The organism is Enterococcus crotali (assembly GCF_000633635.1).
GTDB classification, from domain to species: Bacteria; Bacillota; Bacilli; order Lactobacillales; family Enterococcaceae; genus Enterococcus_L; species Enterococcus_L crotali.
Genome location: NZ_AYPQ01000006.1, coordinates 219,899 through 234,608, shown reverse-complemented (window position 1 = coordinate 234,608; position 14,710 = coordinate 219,899). Strand labels below are relative to the sequence as shown.

The following is a 14,710-nucleotide window of genomic DNA, read 5'->3' as shown; positions in this document are numbered from 1 at the left end:
AGTCTGTTCAGCTTTTAATTTAGGAGGAAACGTTGTGTCAATTAGTCAAACTATTACCGATTTTGTTACGTTGGCGATTCAAGCTGGTGGCTGGATGGAGTTGGATCGTCTTTATTTACAAAATCGTGTACTTGCAGCAATTGGTGAAGAGTCGTTAGAATCTATTTCTCCCACAGTAGTGAAAAAGTCATCTTTGGAACTTATGGATGAATTAGTCGCTCAAGGGATAAAAAATGGCATAGTAAAAGAAGAGCCGGCTGCCTTAGAAATTTTTGAAGCACAATTGATGGATTTTCTTACACCACCGCCGTCAGTCGTTAATGCTCTTTTTGCTCAATATTATGAGAAAGACCCAGTAGATGCCACTGATTACTTCTATAAACTAAGTCAAGAGAATGATTATATCAAAACACGGGCAATTGCAAAAAATATTGTTTTTCCAGCAGAAACAGAATATGGACAGCTAGAGATCACAATCAATTTATCAAAGCCGGAAAAAGATCCAAAACAAATCGCAGCACAACGTCAACTAACTCAAGTGGAGTATCCAAAGTGTGTTTTGTGTATGGAAAATGAAGGCTATAAGGGTCGATCAAATTATCCAGCAAGAACGAATCATCGAATCATCCGAATGAATTTGGACGGAGAAAGCTGGGGGTTTCAATACTCACCATATGCCTATTATAATGAACATTCGATCATTCTATCAGAAGAACATCGTCCCATGGTGATTTCAAAAGAAACATTTCGCCGATTAGTTCGAATCACAGAAATATTGCCGCACTATTTCGTAGGCTCTAACGCGGACTTACCAATTGTTGGCGGATCGATTTTAAGCCATGATCATTATCAAGCAGGACGTCATATTTTTCCAATGGAGAAGGCAGAAATAGAACAGTATTTTGAGTTGAGTGATTATCCTTTGATGAACGCAGGAATTGTCAAATGGCCGATGTCTGTGATTCGGCTACAAAGTCCTAACGCAGAGGATTTAATTGAAGCAGCTGCTTTGATATTGGAAAAATGGCGAAACTATTCTGATGAAAAAGTATCAGTTCGAGCATTTTCTGTTGATGGAACTCCTCATCATACGATTACGCCGATCGCTCGCCGGAAGGGCTCGTTATTTGAGCTAGATCTAGTTTTGCGTGATAATAATAGTTCTTCAGAGTATCCTGATGGTATTTTCCATCCTCATCAAGAAGTTCAACATATTAAAAAAGAAAATATTGGTTTGATCGAAGTAATGGGGCTAGCTGTGTTACCACCTCGTTTAAATGAAGAACTAAAAGAAGTGGCAAATTATGTGTTAGCGAAAGAAAATCAATTAGCAGATTACCATAAGCCGTGGGCCGATCAAATGAAAAATACGTATTCATTCAATGAAGAAAATGTAGAAGAAATCATCCAAAAAGAAGTTGGTCAAATCTTTGCTCAAGTCTTGGCAGATGCTGGTGTCTATAAACGGACTTCGGAAGGTCAAGCTGCGTTTAAACGATTTATTGACAGTTTGTAAAAAAAGGCGGGTGAAAAGATGGCAACAATCAAAGATATTGCAAAGTTAGCGGGTGTTTCTCCAGCAACAGTTTCTAGAGTTCTAAATTATGACCCGGAGCTTTCTGCTGGAATTGAGACCAAGCAAAAAGTATTTGAAGCCGCCGAAGAATTAAATTATACAAAACATAAAAAGAATGTCAAAGCGACTAAAGCTAAAATCGTATTGGTTCAATGGTATGATGAAGCGGAAGAGTTAGAAGATATCTACTATCTTTCTATCCGTTTAGGAATCGAAAAAAAAGCAGAAGAGCTCGGACTTGAATTAGTTAAGCGCTCGTTAGAAGAATTGAGTGAAGAAGCTTCCGATGGACTGATTGCGTTAGGAAAATTTACTAAAGAGCAAGCTGATTTTTTGTTTGAAATGAATGCTAATCTTTTGTTTGTAGACTTTGATGCGCTGGCTTTGGGCTACAATTCTTTAGTTATTGATTTTCACCAAAGTATGTCTACTGTTTTAAACTATCTTATTGAACATGGACATCAACAAATCGGTATGATTGCGGGTCAAGAGTATACTCGGGAAAGTCATGAATTGCTTGAAGACAAACGACTGACGATTTTTAAAGAGATTTTGACACCTAAAGATATGCTAAATGATGCTTATATTTTAACAGGACCATTTACTGTCGCCAGTGGATATGACATGATGAAGCAATTTTTAAAGCAGCATCCGAATGAATTTCCTAGTGCTTTTTTTGCCTCTAGTGATGCTCTAGCTGTTGGGGCCTTAAAAGCGATCCAAGAAGCAGGCTATAAGGTGCCAGAGGATATTTCAGTGATTGGGTTTAATGATATCAGTGTGGCAAAATACGTTAGTCCACCGCTAACAACGATTAAAATCCACACTGAGTGGATGGGGGAATTGGCTATTGAAACGATTCTTTCTGTGATCCAAGCGCAAGCGCCTGTAGCAAGAAAAATAACGATTGCCACTGAGCTGATAGAAAGAGCATCAACGAGATAAATTTTCGTTGATGCTCTTGTTTATTTAGTTGATTATTTATATGCAATCACAAATAGATTGATATCGTCATTAACACAACTTTGTAAGGTGATTCGTTCACCGCCACCCGTACCGACAGCTAGATCCCAGTAATTGGTGCCAGTACCAACCTCTGTTCCATAGTCATCCAGCTGAAGGAGGGTACGTACAGTATAAGTAGAAGGAGTACCAGTTGCATCCGTAACAACGATTTGACTACCTACTCCTAGTGAGAAAACGGTTGAAAAGGCACCGGGATTATGACCGATAAAATGTGTGTTTTGTCCGTCATTCCCTGATTGAACTGCTGCGCCACCCCAAGTGGAAGCAATGCCGCCAGGATTTGAGTCGATCACGCTTTGGCCACTGCCTTGCCCACCATTTTGATAAGGAATTGTTTGCCCGTTCATTGTAATGGTCATCGCTCCAAAGCTAGGTTCTGCTGGGATTTCAGGTATAGTTGCAGGTTCGACTTGAGCTGGTTCAGGCGATGGTGCAGCTTGCTCCGTAGTTGGTTGTGCTGCTTGTACGATTGGTTCTGGTTCACTTTTTGGTACAATCTGAAATGTTCTATCAGCAACGCCAGTATTGCCATTTGCATCAGTAGCAGAAAAATGGATAGTCTGTGTACCGACGATCGAAGTATCTAATGTTTCAGTAGAAGCTATTTTTTCGGTAATGTCTCCGTCCTTATTGTCAAGAGCAGTGACACCGTCAAAAATATTGACTTGTTGATTTTGTTCAACAATTTCTTCAGGAGCTGTAATAGTTGGCGCAATGGTATCCTTAGAAGTGTTTACAGCAACGACTTTTTCTTTATTTTGTTTTTTCTCAGGTTTAACTGTGAGTTGCTGCAGCTCTTTGCTTGTTGGAACATTTTTTATTAATGTAACTTTTGCTTTTTGTGGTTTGCTATTCAAGTGATTCGCTCGACTAGCAGCATCCGTAAAAATAAATCCGCCAATCAATAGAGCAATGCTTAAAATACTAACGAAACCAAGGATGATTGTGTGTTTAATTGTGTTTTTTTTCATGTAGAATCCCTCCAAAAATGTGGTGAGATTTTCCATTTATCGATAAATTTTAAATCCGCGTTTTTATATATTTATAATAAGAGCAGTTTTTAAATAAACCAATTGAGTTGCGCTTTAGATTAATTCAAAAAAGGGGAATAAGATGCTATAATTATTGTTAAATAGGGATTTCTTCAAAAAAATCTTAACTAGTGGAAAATTTTGAAGATAAACCTGTATCAATGAGAAATGAGGAGAGAAAATGGAGAGATTGTTGTCGCCGTCTATGCATCGAAGAGTGTTGTTGTTGAATTTATTGAATGGACCTAATAGCTGGATTACCTCTGATTATTTAGCTGAGAGTATTGACTGCTCGAAAAAAACGATCATGTTGGATTGTCAGTACATAGAAGATCGCTGGTCCGATTATTTGACGATAGAGACATCCAGAAAGCATGGTGTTCGGCTGATTGCCTCGCCGCATCGTTCGATTCATGAAATTTATATAGAGATCATTCAGGAATCAAATGCTTTTTCATTATTAGAGTCGATTTTTTTTGAGCCGAAACAGCCTGCACATTTTTGGGAGAAAAAGTTATTTTTAAGTAATTCTAGTTTGTATCGTTTATCAAATCTGATCAGTTCAGCGTTAAAGGATCGTAATATCCAAATGAGTCGTTCACCGTATTTTGTTCATGGAAAAGACGAACGGCAGATTCGCTATTTTTTTACTTGTTACTTCATCGAGGTGTATGGTATTCGTGAGTGGCCGTTTCATTTAGATCGAGATAAAATTTTTCGATTATCAAACAAGATCAATCGGAAATTTGAATTAGAGCTAAACGATAGTCAGATCGTTCATTTGGCGTATTCGATCGCTGTAACAATCATTAGAGAACGTCAGGGTTTTTTGATCCAAAATAGAAAAGATCCAATCAATAGCTTCGTAAAAACAACCATCGATGTTAGAAAATACCAAGCAGACGTGGAAGAGATCGCAGAACCATTAAATGTTGTGCTTCCTGATAATTGGTATGAAGATTTTTGTTATTCTATTTTCTGGTGGGACTTTGGTTGGGATAATGAACAGGAGAAAGTGAATGTTATCCATCAAGCGGAAAACTTGGTAATGACGATCAAAAAGGCGTTGTCTATCTCTATTTCAGAACAAAGTCGAATCAGTATCGTTCGTTTGATTGAGTATATCTATGCCAAACACAAAATGTTTCCTTATAAAAAGTTTATGGTTTATGATCGGTATTTGTATTCCAGTCGGGCAATCAAACAGAATTTTATTGTGTTTACTGCCGTTGTGAAAAAAGCATTAGGTGTGCTGGAAGTAAAAATGAACTTTCCTTGGAAAACAATGTATTTAGATGGTATTCTTCATGAAATGGCGATTCGTTGGCAAGATCTCAGTAAGCTTATGGATGTGATGAGACATCAGCTATCGGTCTTAGTTTTGAGTGATTTAGGCAAAGAACATGCACAGCTTCTCAGTTCCATTTTAAAAGAAAACTTCAAAAACAAGGTCAATCTTTCTGTTCAGGAAAACCATTTTTATAATCAGTCAATGAAATCTTATGATCAAGAGTATGATCTATACGTATCAAATTATGCGGTGGAGTCTGTAGATGAAAATATCAACATGATCGTTGAAGATATTCCATCCTTTAAAAACTTAACAGACCTGCGAAAGTATATTGATAAAAGAAGATTGGTTTTACCGAAAGATATTGCGTATCTAAATGCTTGATTTGTTATTTTAGTAAAAGTAATAAGTCATTTATTTTTTAAAATTAAAATAATGATTGTCATTTAATAAATAATAATGTTATACTAAAAAAGTATTATTTTTTTAAAAGGAGAGAATTATGAAGAAGAAAGCGTACAGAAACACACCTGCATTTGTCTTTCTAAGTTGGGGATCATTTGCCTTTTTTGTGGCATTGATGTTGATTGGGTTATACACACTAAAAGAACCGTTAATGGTCAAAGGGTATTATTTGATGGGATCAGTTGGATTGATTTCTTCATCATTTACACTTTCAAAAGTAATCAGAGACAATCAAGAAGATGAAGAACGTTATAACCAAATGTTCCGTGCAAATGATGGTCTAGCTAATAAAGATGAAACAGATACACATATTTAATCAATAAAAAAACGGTTGGACAGTAGTGCTCAAGCTGAAATAAGCTTCTGCTTCCAAGGTTTATCTGGATTCTAAGTGACTGAGGTATGACTCGTAGAGTGATGATGCCTCAGTCATTTTTTTAATATTTTTTAATCAGTTAGCTTTTTTTAATGCCTTATCCATAAAAATCACGTATAATAGTAGATAGTGAAATTTTGAGGGAGGGGTAAATTATGGCTTATCAAGCTTTGTATCGTGTCTGGCGTTCGCAACGGTTCGATGATGTTGTTGGACAAAAAGCAATTACACAGACATTAAAAAATGCGATCATACAAAAGAAAACCTCGCATGCCTACTTGTTTACCGGCCCAAGAGGAACAGGAAAGACTAGTGCGGCGAAAATTTTTGCTAAAGCGATCAACTGTAAACATAGTGTTGACGGAGAACCATGTAATGAATGTGAAACCTGTGTTGCAATCACCGAAGGACGTTTGAATGACGTGATCGAAATTGATGCAGCTAGTAATAATGGTGTTGAAGAAATTCGTGATATCCGTGATAAAGCTAAGTACGCACCAACACAAGCCGAATATAAAGTGTATATCATTGATGAAGTACATATGTTGTCCACAGGGGCCTTCAATGCATTACTAAAAACCTTAGAAGAACCGCCGCAAAATGTTATTTTTATTTTAGCGACAACTGAACCACATAAGATTCCATTAACGATCATTTCGAGAACGCAACGTTTTGATTTTAAACGAATCAGTACGCAAGATATTGTTGATCATCTAGGCTATATTTTAAAGCAAATCAACGTTGAGTTTGAAGAGCAGGCTTTATATGTAATTGGACGTGCAGCTGAAGGTGGGATGCGGGATGCTTTGAGTATTTTGGATCAGACAATTTCATTTAGTGATGAAAAAGTCACTTTGACTGATGCTATGCAAGTAACTGGTAGCTTGACCTATGAAATGATGGATCAATATATTTCAAGTTGTGTGACAGGAGATGTTGAACAGGCATTAGAAATATTAGAGAATATCCTTAGTTCAGGTAAAGAAGCAAGAAGATTTTTAGAAGATCTGTTATTATATTGTCGTGACCTATTGATGTTTCAACAAGCACCAAACCTGTTAGCGGAAAAAGTTGGAAATTTGACTGATAATTTTAAAGAATTAGCAGGACAAACTGCTGCAGAAAAAATTTATCAAATGATTCAAATCTTAAGCGATACTCAAAATGACATCCGTTTTACTAATAATGCGAATATCTATCTTGAGGTTGCAACAGTTAAACTAGCAAAATCAGTTAAAAAACCTGTAGAAATTTCAACAGAGACACAACCTGCAACAACAACAGAGATGACTTCGTTACAGCAGCAAGTTGAACAGTTACAAAAGGAACTAACAGAGTTGAAGAAAAACGGTGTTACAGCCAAAGAGGCTGAACCTGTTAAAGCAACACGAGCGACAAGTAGTAAAAATGCGCTGCGGATCCCAACAGAACTTGTCTATAAAGTGTTGATCGAAGCGACAAAAGATCATTTATTGAACGTAAAAAATGTTTGGGATGATTTATTACAAATGATGTCTGTAACTCAAAGAGCTATGTTGAAAGCTAGCGAGCCAGTTGCTGCAAGTCCTAATGGTTTAGTGATTGCATTTGAATATGAGATTGTTTGCGGTCGAGCGATGGAAGATGAAGAAATGCAGTTAGCGATCCATAATAATTTAAGTCGTTTGGTAAACAATTATGCACCTGATATGGTTTGCATCACAAAAGAAAGTTGGCCGAAACTACGCCAATCATTTATCAGTCAAAATAAAGAGACACCAGGAGAACAAACAAATGATGATCATCCTGTTAGCAATGAAGCAAACCATTTGTTAGCCGATGACGTCCCAACAGAAGAGGTCAACAACCAAGTAGTAGACGAAGCAATCGCAATGTTTGGCGAAGAGCTAGTTGAAATAATTCAAGATTAAGAGGAGAAGATAAGTATGATGCGTGGCATGGGTAATATGCAAGGAATGATGAAACAAGTTCAAAAAATGCAAAAAGATATGGAAAAGGCGCAAGCGGAATTGAACGAGCGCGAATTTGTAGGAGCTGCAACCAATCAATTGGTGACTGCAACTTTTACTGGCGATCGTAAAATGAAAGATATCGCAATTAAAGAAGAGGTTGTTGATCCAGAAGATGTAGAAATGCTACAAGATTTAGTGATCATGGCGGTAAATGATGCTTTGACTAAAGTAGAAAAAGAAACAGAAGCAACAATGGGTAAATATGCTAAAGGGATGCCTGGATTCTAGTCTAGGATAGACTGGGGAATAAAAATGAGCAACCATCAAGTAAATTTTGATGGTTGCTCATTTTTTATAATCCCTAGCTGCGTGTTTTTAGAAGTAAGAATAAGCTTGATCAGTGATTTATAAATAAAACCAACACCTGATAAATGTCCAGAGACCGAATCAGGTGTTGGTTATTTCATTTAGTAAACTGAATGAAAATAGCTACTAAATAGTTTTCAGTTAAAGATTTACATTACAATTATAAAAAGCAAATGTATTATTTTGCTACTTGTTTTTTTCTAAAGATGTAAGCTCCACCAGCAATCAACATTACACCAGCTGAAGCAATCATCATTCCGTTATTTGATTCACCTGTTGAAGGCAATTGTTTTGCTTTTTTCTGAGTTGAGCTAATAGGTTTTTTAGCTGAAGTAGAAACTGGCGATACTACTTCTGAAATAAGATCATTAGTAGGTGCTTCAGGTGTTTTTTCAGAATTAGCAGTAGGATCAACAGGAGTCAATGGATCTGTTGGTTTATCACTTTCTGGAAGAACAGTTAAAGTAATTTCTTTTTCTGCTACAATGTTATCTGTGCTACGAGTTACTTTACTCACATAAAATCTGATTGTATGCGTTCCAGGAGTTACTAACAGATTGCCAAGTGCTGTAACTTGGATCGAGTCCCCAACTACTTCAAAACCTACCATGTATCCTTCAGCGTTATTAAATGTTGCCCAGCTTAAAATAATCTCTTCTGTTAACTTTTGACCTACATACATCGTCTGATTAGAGATTTCGATGGATGGTTTAACCTCTTCTGATGAACTAGAATCAGTAGAGCTTGATTCAGTGGAACTAGAATCAGTAGAGCTAGGTTGAGTCGAACTAGAATCAGTGGAACTAGGCTGAGTTGAACTAGAATCAGTAGAACTAGGCTGAGTCGAACTAGAATCAGTAGAGCTAGGCTGAGTCGAACTAGAATCAGTAGAGTTAGGATCAGTGGAACTAGGCTCAGTAGAGTTAGACTCAGTGGAACTAGGCTCAGTAGAGCTAGAATCAGTGGAACTAAGCTCCTCAGTAGAACTAGGTGGGGTAACAGCAACGACTTTTGCTAATGCAATATTCATACTGGTAATAAACGTTTGATAACTGCTCTCCATATTAGTGTCTAAGGCAACTTGGGCGTTAGATACTGATGTTTTTAGGCTTTCAATCGATTCAGGCGTGTACAAATCAGGTGTTGCTAAGATTGTGTTGGCTTTATCAACTAAACCTTGTAATTGTCCTCGAAGTGCACTCGAATCGTCAGCCGTAGGAGCTGTTGATTCTTCAGCATGCACGATAGAGTTAACGGCAGGTGTTGAAAAGGCAACAGAACTAAATAATAATAACGCAGACATAATTTTTAAACTCTTTTTCATAAAAAATCCCCTTTATTGTGTGTGTATGGATATATTTTATTATCCATAATAAATATATAACACCCGTAATAAAAGTCAAGACTTGTTTTCGGATGGGAAAACAGTGTTTGTCTGGTCAATTATACTTATTATATAGTTTGATTAACTATTGTTAAATGGCTTTTTTTTAATAAAAGGGGGTATTTTAAATGAAATTTTCATACCAATAGTTGAAAGGAGGTAGCAGAAAAGCCTGATTTTAAACACTTTAGGTCGCTCATATGTTTTTTCATGGATGGATTATTAGAATTTCTATTTATTTTGTTGTTTTTAATGTTAAAAAAAGATTAAGAATAACAGAGATAACTCTTTAATATGAGATTTACTAGTACATAATTCTTTCGCACATTATAATCAATAAAAAAATAGTATGTTAATATATTTTTCGGATAACTATTTGACATGTTATTAGATTGCTGCACAATAATCATTTGCAAAAATAAAATTGTAAATGATAAAAAATATGCTATCTTATATTCAGAATATCGATTCACTGGCATTAAAATAATAAGGAGCGTGTCAAAAAATGAATCTGCACGAAACGTGGCAAAAATACCCTACAGACAGAGTGTTAAACTTTTCTGATATCTCTAGCTATCTGAATGAAAAAGGCCATACAGTTATTTATAAGTCCGGACAATCAATCATTGAAAAAGGGGATTTTCCTTCTTATATCTATTTTATCATCGAGGGAATCGCCATTGGAAAACGAGATTATGAAGACGGGAACGAATATAATTATTTCCAAATAGACAAACAAAATGGCAACATTGGTTTATTGGAAATAGTAGCAAAAAAAGAACAATATGTTGCAACAATTACTTGTCTCACTGATGTAAAAGTTGTACGGATCGAATCTGTCATTGTCTACGAAATATTGATGAATCATCTTTCGTTATTAAGAAAATGTACCTTTTTATTGGCGGATGATCTTTATAGTAGATCTGGAAATGATGGTATTTATTATTACTACACAGGGATTGATCGAGTTCGTTTATTTTTAATGAATTATTTTGAGCAACATTATGCTCATCAGGCACTTCAAGTAGAAATGAATTATGAGAAAATTGCCAATCAAATCGGCGTTAGTATTCGCACAGTCGGCAGAAGTATCAAGGCGTTGAAAGCCACAAACGAAGTGCAAAATCAAGCTAAAAAAATTATGGTGACAAAGGAGCAGTACGAAAAAATGAAGTTTGAACTGACAAAAAAAGGAAGATAATCTTTTTTTTTTGTTTATCCGGACATCTGTCCTTTTCTAACGGTTAATGTATTTTTATAATGAAGCTAGGAAATGGATAGAATTCTTCTGCAAATGAAAGCGGTTTAAGAAAGGACGGGTTTTAAGTGAAAAGAGGCATAAAATATGATTTTCCACTTATGGCATTATTGTTGATCCCTGTAGGAGTTTCACTCAATGTTGTGGGGTATCAGTTATCATCAATCCTGAAATTACCAGTTTTTATCGATATGATCGGAACAATTATGGTATCAATGATTGCAGGACCGTGGGTTGGTGCTTTAACTGGTTTATTAGGAAATGTGGTCAGTGGGATGCTTAATCCAATTTCAATTGCGTATGGCGCTGTATCTATGCTCGTTGGTTTTATTTCAGGCTATTTGTCGAGATGGAAATTTTATACAAATATTTTCGGTATTATTATTTCTTGTATCATCTTATCCGTTGTTTCAGCCGCAGCGGCAGCGGTGGTGACTGTATTTATGTTTGGGGGAGTTACAGGTGCCGGGACAGATTTGATCACAGCAACATTTCTTGCAGCCGGAAAAGAGCTATGGAATTCAGTGCTATCCACCAACTTGATTTCAGGTACGATCAATACCATTATTAACTTTTCTATCAGTTGGCTGATTGTTAGAAGAATTCCAGACAGATTTTTAGTGAAACTCAATTATGGAATGCCCTATGTTCATAAGGAGGGACGAATCAATGAATACTAGAATCGGTAGACTTTATCCCGGAACCAAAGTTGCTTGTGTTTTACTTATCATAATCCTGTGTATGTTTTTGCCAGGTTATCTGTTTCAATATGCAGTGCTGCCTTTTATTATGTTACTAAGTCTTTTCTCGCATAACTTTTGGCAATTTATCTCAGTGTTTATGAAATCAATTTTTGTAGTTATTGTGTTTATTTTTGTTATCCAGGTATTCATCGTGAAGAATGAGGATTCGACCTCACTTTGGTGGATTTTCAGCTTCTCTCAAATGGGATTAGATAACAGCCTTGGGATGACCTCTAAAATTGTTGGAATCAGCTCCAGTATTATTTATTTTTTCCAAGTGACAAGTACTAAAGATATTCACTACACTTTGGAAAAATCAGGAGTCCCCAAAAAAATGACCTTTGTTATAGCATCAACGATCCAATTAGTCCCACAAATGTCTAATTTATCTAAAACAATTACGGATGCTCAAAAATCAAGAGGAATTGAAACAGAAGGTTCATTATGGATCAGAATGAAATCCTTTGTCCCTATGATTGGCCCGCTGGTTTTATCTTCCATCCAACAAACAGAGGAAAGAGTGCTCACCTTAGAATCACGGGCCTTTTCATCTAAAAATAAAAAAACATCCATCTATGAATTACCAAAAAGAAAAATCGATTATCTAATTACAATTACTTGCTGGCTAATCTTTGCAGGCTTTATCATTTGGAGGCTGATGAAATGAGTATACTATCTTTAAAAAATATTCACTACACCTATCCGTTAGAACACCAAGAAACCATTAAAGGTCTTTCTTTTGAATTTGAAAAAGGAAAAGTTTATGGTCTAATTGGTGCCAATGAATCAGGGAAAACAACCTTATGTAATATCATTCGTAGCTTTATTCCGACTGTTTATAAAGGTGTCTTAAAAGGCGAAGTTCTTGTGAATGGTAAAAAATAGAACATTTCGAGGATGGTGAGCTGGCTTCGATCATCGGCTACTCTTTTCAAAATCCCTTTACGCAAATTTCAGGTGTCAAAGAAACTGTCTATGAAGAGATTGCTTATGGCATGGAAAACTTAGGCTTCAAAAGAGAGCAAATGATTCAAAAGGTAGAAGAACTGATCGATATGTTCAAATTAGAAGAATTGAGAGATAAAAATCCTTTTGAGCTATCAGGGGGACAAAAGCAGCGAGTTGCTTTAGCATCAATCGTAGCTTTAGATCCAGAAATCATGATTTTAGACGAGCCAACTTCACAATTAGATCCTCAAAGTACAGAGGAAATTTTTACCATTGTTGATTTATTAAGAAAACAAGGAAAGACAATTATCCTAGTGGAACATAAAGTCGACTTACTAGCTGAATATTGCGATGAAATCCTCCTGATGCATGAAGGGCAAATTGTGCTAGCTGGCAACGCGAAAGGAGTTCTCTCAAATCCAGCAGTATTAACTTACGGCGGACAGTTACCACAGGTCGTTTTATTTTTCCTACAAGGAATCAAGGAAGAGAAGATACCCGTAACAAAAGCGATCCCTCTGACAATCGGTGAGGCCTATCAAAACCTCAGAGAGGAAGTGAAATAAATGGGCTATTTAGAGCTACATGATGTTTCTTACACCTATCCAAACGGTTATGAAGCAGTAAAAAATATCGATTTGAGCTTTGAACTTGGTGAATCTGTAGCAATTATTGGGCAAAATGGTGCAGGCAAAACAACCACTGTAAAATTAATGAATGGCCTACTAAAACCAACACAAGGTGACATTTTGGTAGAGGGTGTTTCCATAAAAAAAACAACGACAGCCCAAACTTCGAAGCTAGTCGGCTATGTCTTTCAAAATCCAGATGATCAAATTTTTCAGGAAACGATTTTTAAAGAAATCGCTTATGGTCTGAAGAGCAAAAAACTAGATGCAGACACAGTTCAACAACGAGTTAAAGAAGCCGCTACTCTTTGTGGCTTGGAGGATTTATTAGAGGAACATCCGTATAATTTGCCTTATTCTAAAAGAAAATTTGTGACAATCGCTGCAATCATCGCCATGGACACACAGGTGATTATTTTGGATGAACCAACTGCAGGACAAGATCGAGAATCTACGGAGCGATTAGGAACACTGATCCGCAACCTTTCTGAACAACATAAAACAGTGATCACGATTACTCATGATATGGAATTTGTCGCAAGAGAATTTAAACGCGTGATTGTCTTTTCGGATAAAGAAAAAAGAATGGACGCGACACCTGAAAAAATATTTTGGAACGAATCTTTATTAGCCATGGCAAATCTAAAGCAACCTTACATTTGTCAGCTTGCTAAATTGTTAGGTGATACAGGGGTCATGACAATAGATGCGTTATTAGAAAGGAATTTTGGATGAAAACGATTTTAATTGATTGCGACCCAGGGCATGATGATGCACTTGCCATTTTAACAGCGCTTGCCAATGAGGAGAAGCTGTCTATTCTTGGTATTTCTACAATAGGTGGGAACCAAACTCTAGCAAAAGTCACAAAGAATGCCCAAAATGTGTTAGCGTTTGTTGACGCAAAAATCCCATTAGCAATAGGACAGGCAGGCCCGTTAGTGAAGCAGCTAGAGCCAAGTGATGAAGCACACGGTAAAAGCGGGATGGATGGTCCTTATTTTGAACAAAAGGAATATCCGATTGCGTCAACAAATGCAGTTGATTTCATGTTTGAAAAAATCATGACAGCAGACGAACCAGTCATTATTGTTGGTTTAGGTCCTTTAACCAATATTGCGCTACTATTAAAAAGCCATCCTGAGGTTCACAAAAAAATTGCTTTTATTAGTTTAATGGGCGGTGGAATTGAGCATGGCAATGTAACCTCGTTGGCAGAATTTAATATTTATGTAGATCCTGAGGCAGCCCATATTGTCTTTCATGCAGGCTTACCGATTGTTATGTCAGGATTAGATGTAACTGAAAAAGCAGAAATTACCGTACCTGAGATTGCTACCTTAAAAAATAAAGGTCGAGTAAGTAATTTAGCCTATGAGCTCCTACACTTTTATAATCAGTCAGGTCAGCAGTTTGGTTTTATAGATAGTCCCATTCATGATCTGTGTGCGATTGCTTATTTAATAGCGCCAGAAATCTTCACAGGTAACTATTATTATGTAGATGTTGCGACTAATGATGGTGTGAGCAGAGGACAAACGTTTGCAGATAAGCGCTTAGTGACAGAACATGAAAAGAATACGCTAGTTTTAGAAACGGTGAATCGAGAAAAATTTGTTAAGCTGTTGATATCGGCTTTAGAAAAGTTAGACAAAAGAGGGTGAC

The 14,710-nt window shown here is 36.5% G+C and carries 15 protein-coding genes; 13 read left to right on the top strand and 2 right to left on the bottom strand.

What is annotated here, in order from left to right:
• The first annotated feature begins 34 nt into the window (after positions 1 to 34).
• Positions 35 to 1,516, top strand: coding sequence for a UDP-glucose--hexose-1-phosphate uridylyltransferase (gene galT, locus V192_RS0114530; protein WP_025872952.1), 1,482 nt, complete (start codon positions 35 to 37; stop codon positions 1,514 to 1,516).
• A gap of 18 nt (positions 1,517 to 1,534) precedes the next feature.
• Entirely contained in the window at positions 1,535 to 2,521 is a 987-nt protein-coding gene (locus V192_RS0114525; protein WP_025872950.1) for a LacI family DNA-binding transcriptional regulator, read from the top strand.
• A gap of 32 nt (positions 2,522 to 2,553) precedes the next feature.
• On the opposite strand, the gene V192_RS0114520 is transcribed toward V192_RS0114525, so the two are convergent.
• Complete coding sequence (locus V192_RS0114520; RefSeq protein ID WP_025872949.1) at positions 2,554 to 3,573, bottom strand: immunoglobulin-like domain-containing protein; 1,020 nt, start codon at positions 3,571 to 3,573, stop codon at positions 2,554 to 2,556.
• 241 nt (positions 3,574 to 3,814) lie between these two features.
• Here V192_RS0114520 and V192_RS0114515 point away from each other — a divergent pair, with 241 nt between their 5' ends.
• From V192_RS0114515 to V192_RS0114500, 4 genes are all read left to right on the top strand, one after another.
• Positions 3,815 to 5,308, top strand: coding sequence for an AcpB/EbpR/MafR family transcriptional regulator (locus V192_RS0114515; RefSeq protein ID WP_025872947.1), 1,494 nt, complete (start codon positions 3,815 to 3,817; stop codon positions 5,306 to 5,308).
• Positions 5,309 to 5,426: 118 nt separating this feature from the next.
• A complete protein-coding gene (locus V192_RS0114510) occupies positions 5,427 to 5,705 on the top strand; it encodes a YiaA/YiaB family inner membrane protein (RefSeq protein WP_025872946.1) in 279 nt (92 codons plus the stop codon).
• A 215-nt stretch (positions 5,706 to 5,920) separates the two neighbouring features.
• Entirely contained in the window at positions 5,921 to 7,675 is a 1,755-nt protein-coding gene (gene dnaX / locus V192_RS0114505; protein ID WP_025872944.1) for a DNA polymerase III subunit gamma/tau, read from the top strand.
• A 15-nt stretch (positions 7,676 to 7,690) separates the two neighbouring features.
• Complete coding sequence (locus V192_RS0114500) at positions 7,691 to 8,005, top strand: YbaB/EbfC family nucleoid-associated protein (RefSeq protein ID WP_025872942.1); 315 nt, start codon at positions 7,691 to 7,693, stop codon at positions 8,003 to 8,005.
• 256 nt (positions 8,006 to 8,261) lie between these two features.
• Here V192_RS0114500 and V192_RS22920 read toward each other — a convergent pair whose 3' ends face one another.
• The gene (locus V192_RS22920) at positions 8,262 to 9,407 is read right to left on the bottom strand and encodes an LPXTG cell wall anchor domain-containing protein (protein ID WP_025872940.1); all 1,146 of its coding nucleotides are present in this window, start codon (positions 9,405 to 9,407) and stop codon (positions 8,262 to 8,264) included.
• Between the two features lie 565 nt (positions 9,408 to 9,972).
• Here V192_RS22920 and V192_RS0114490 point away from each other — a divergent pair.
• From V192_RS0114490 to V192_RS0114465, 7 genes are all read left to right on the top strand, one after another.
• Entirely contained in the window at positions 9,973 to 10,668 is a 696-nt protein-coding gene (locus V192_RS0114490; protein WP_025872938.1) for a Crp/Fnr family transcriptional regulator, read from the top strand.
• 125 nt (positions 10,669 to 10,793) lie between these two features.
• On the top strand, positions 10,794 to 11,405 hold the full coding sequence (locus V192_RS0114485; RefSeq protein ID WP_025872936.1) for an ECF transporter S component: 612 nt from the start codon (positions 10,794 to 10,796) through the stop codon (positions 11,403 to 11,405).
• The gene (locus tag V192_RS0114480; protein WP_025872933.1) at positions 11,395 to 12,135 is read left to right on the top strand and encodes an energy-coupling factor transporter transmembrane component T; all 741 of its coding nucleotides are present in this window, start codon (positions 11,395 to 11,397) and stop codon (positions 12,133 to 12,135) included. The genes V192_RS0114485 and V192_RS0114480 overlap by 11 nt, the downstream gene beginning before the upstream one ends.
• Positions 12,132 to 12,353, top strand: coding sequence for an ATP-binding cassette domain-containing protein (locus V192_RS22640; RefSeq protein WP_275574546.1), 222 nt, complete (start codon positions 12,132 to 12,134; stop codon positions 12,351 to 12,353). Before V192_RS0114480 ends, V192_RS22640 begins: the two co-directional genes overlap by 4 nt.
• A complete protein-coding gene (locus V192_RS20325; protein WP_338030884.1) occupies positions 12,350 to 12,982 on the top strand; it encodes an energy-coupling factor ABC transporter ATP-binding protein in 633 nt (210 codons plus the stop codon). Before V192_RS22640 ends, V192_RS20325 begins: the two co-directional genes overlap by 4 nt.
• Complete coding sequence (locus V192_RS0114470; protein WP_025872931.1) at positions 12,983 to 13,780, top strand: energy-coupling factor ABC transporter ATP-binding protein; 798 nt, start codon at positions 12,983 to 12,985, stop codon at positions 13,778 to 13,780.
• Entirely contained in the window at positions 13,777 to 14,709 is a 933-nt protein-coding gene (locus V192_RS0114465) for a nucleoside hydrolase (RefSeq protein ID WP_025872929.1), read from the top strand. Before V192_RS0114470 ends, V192_RS0114465 begins: the two co-directional genes overlap by 4 nt.
• Position 14,710: the final 1 nt, after the last annotated feature.

Coding starts and splice junctions, on each gene's coding strand:
- V192_RS0114525 (WP_025872950.1), top strand. CDS start 1,535: ATGGCAACAATCAAAGATATTGCAAAGTTAGCGGGTGTTTCTCCAGCA.
- V192_RS0114520 (WP_025872949.1), bottom strand. CDS start 3,573: ATGAAAAAAAACACAATTAAACACACAATCATCCTTGGTTTCGTTAGT.
- V192_RS0114515 (WP_025872947.1), top strand. CDS start 3,815: ATGGAGAGATTGTTGTCGCCGTCTATGCATCGAAGAGTGTTGTTGTTG.
- V192_RS0114510 (WP_025872946.1), top strand. CDS start 5,427: ATGAAGAAGAAAGCGTACAGAAACACACCTGCATTTGTCTTTCTAAGT.
- dnaX (WP_025872944.1), top strand. CDS start 5,921: ATGGCTTATCAAGCTTTGTATCGTGTCTGGCGTTCGCAACGGTTCGAT.
- V192_RS0114500 (WP_025872942.1), top strand. CDS start 7,691: ATGATGCGTGGCATGGGTAATATGCAAGGAATGATGAAACAAGTTCAA.
- V192_RS22920 (WP_025872940.1), bottom strand. CDS start 9,407: ATGAAAAAGAGTTTAAAAATTATGTCTGCGTTATTATTATTTAGTTCT.
- V192_RS0114490 (WP_025872938.1), top strand. CDS start 9,973: ATGAATCTGCACGAAACGTGGCAAAAATACCCTACAGACAGAGTGTTA.
- V192_RS0114480 (WP_025872933.1), top strand. CDS start 11,395: ATGAATACTAGAATCGGTAGACTTTATCCCGGAACCAAAGTTGCTTGT.
- V192_RS22640 (WP_275574546.1), top strand. CDS start 12,132: ATGAGTATACTATCTTTAAAAAATATTCACTACACCTATCCGTTAGAA.
- V192_RS0114470 (WP_025872931.1), top strand. CDS start 12,983: ATGGGCTATTTAGAGCTACATGATGTTTCTTACACCTATCCAAACGGT.
- V192_RS0114465 (WP_025872929.1), top strand. CDS start 13,777: ATGAAAACGATTTTAATTGATTGCGACCCAGGGCATGATGATGCACTT.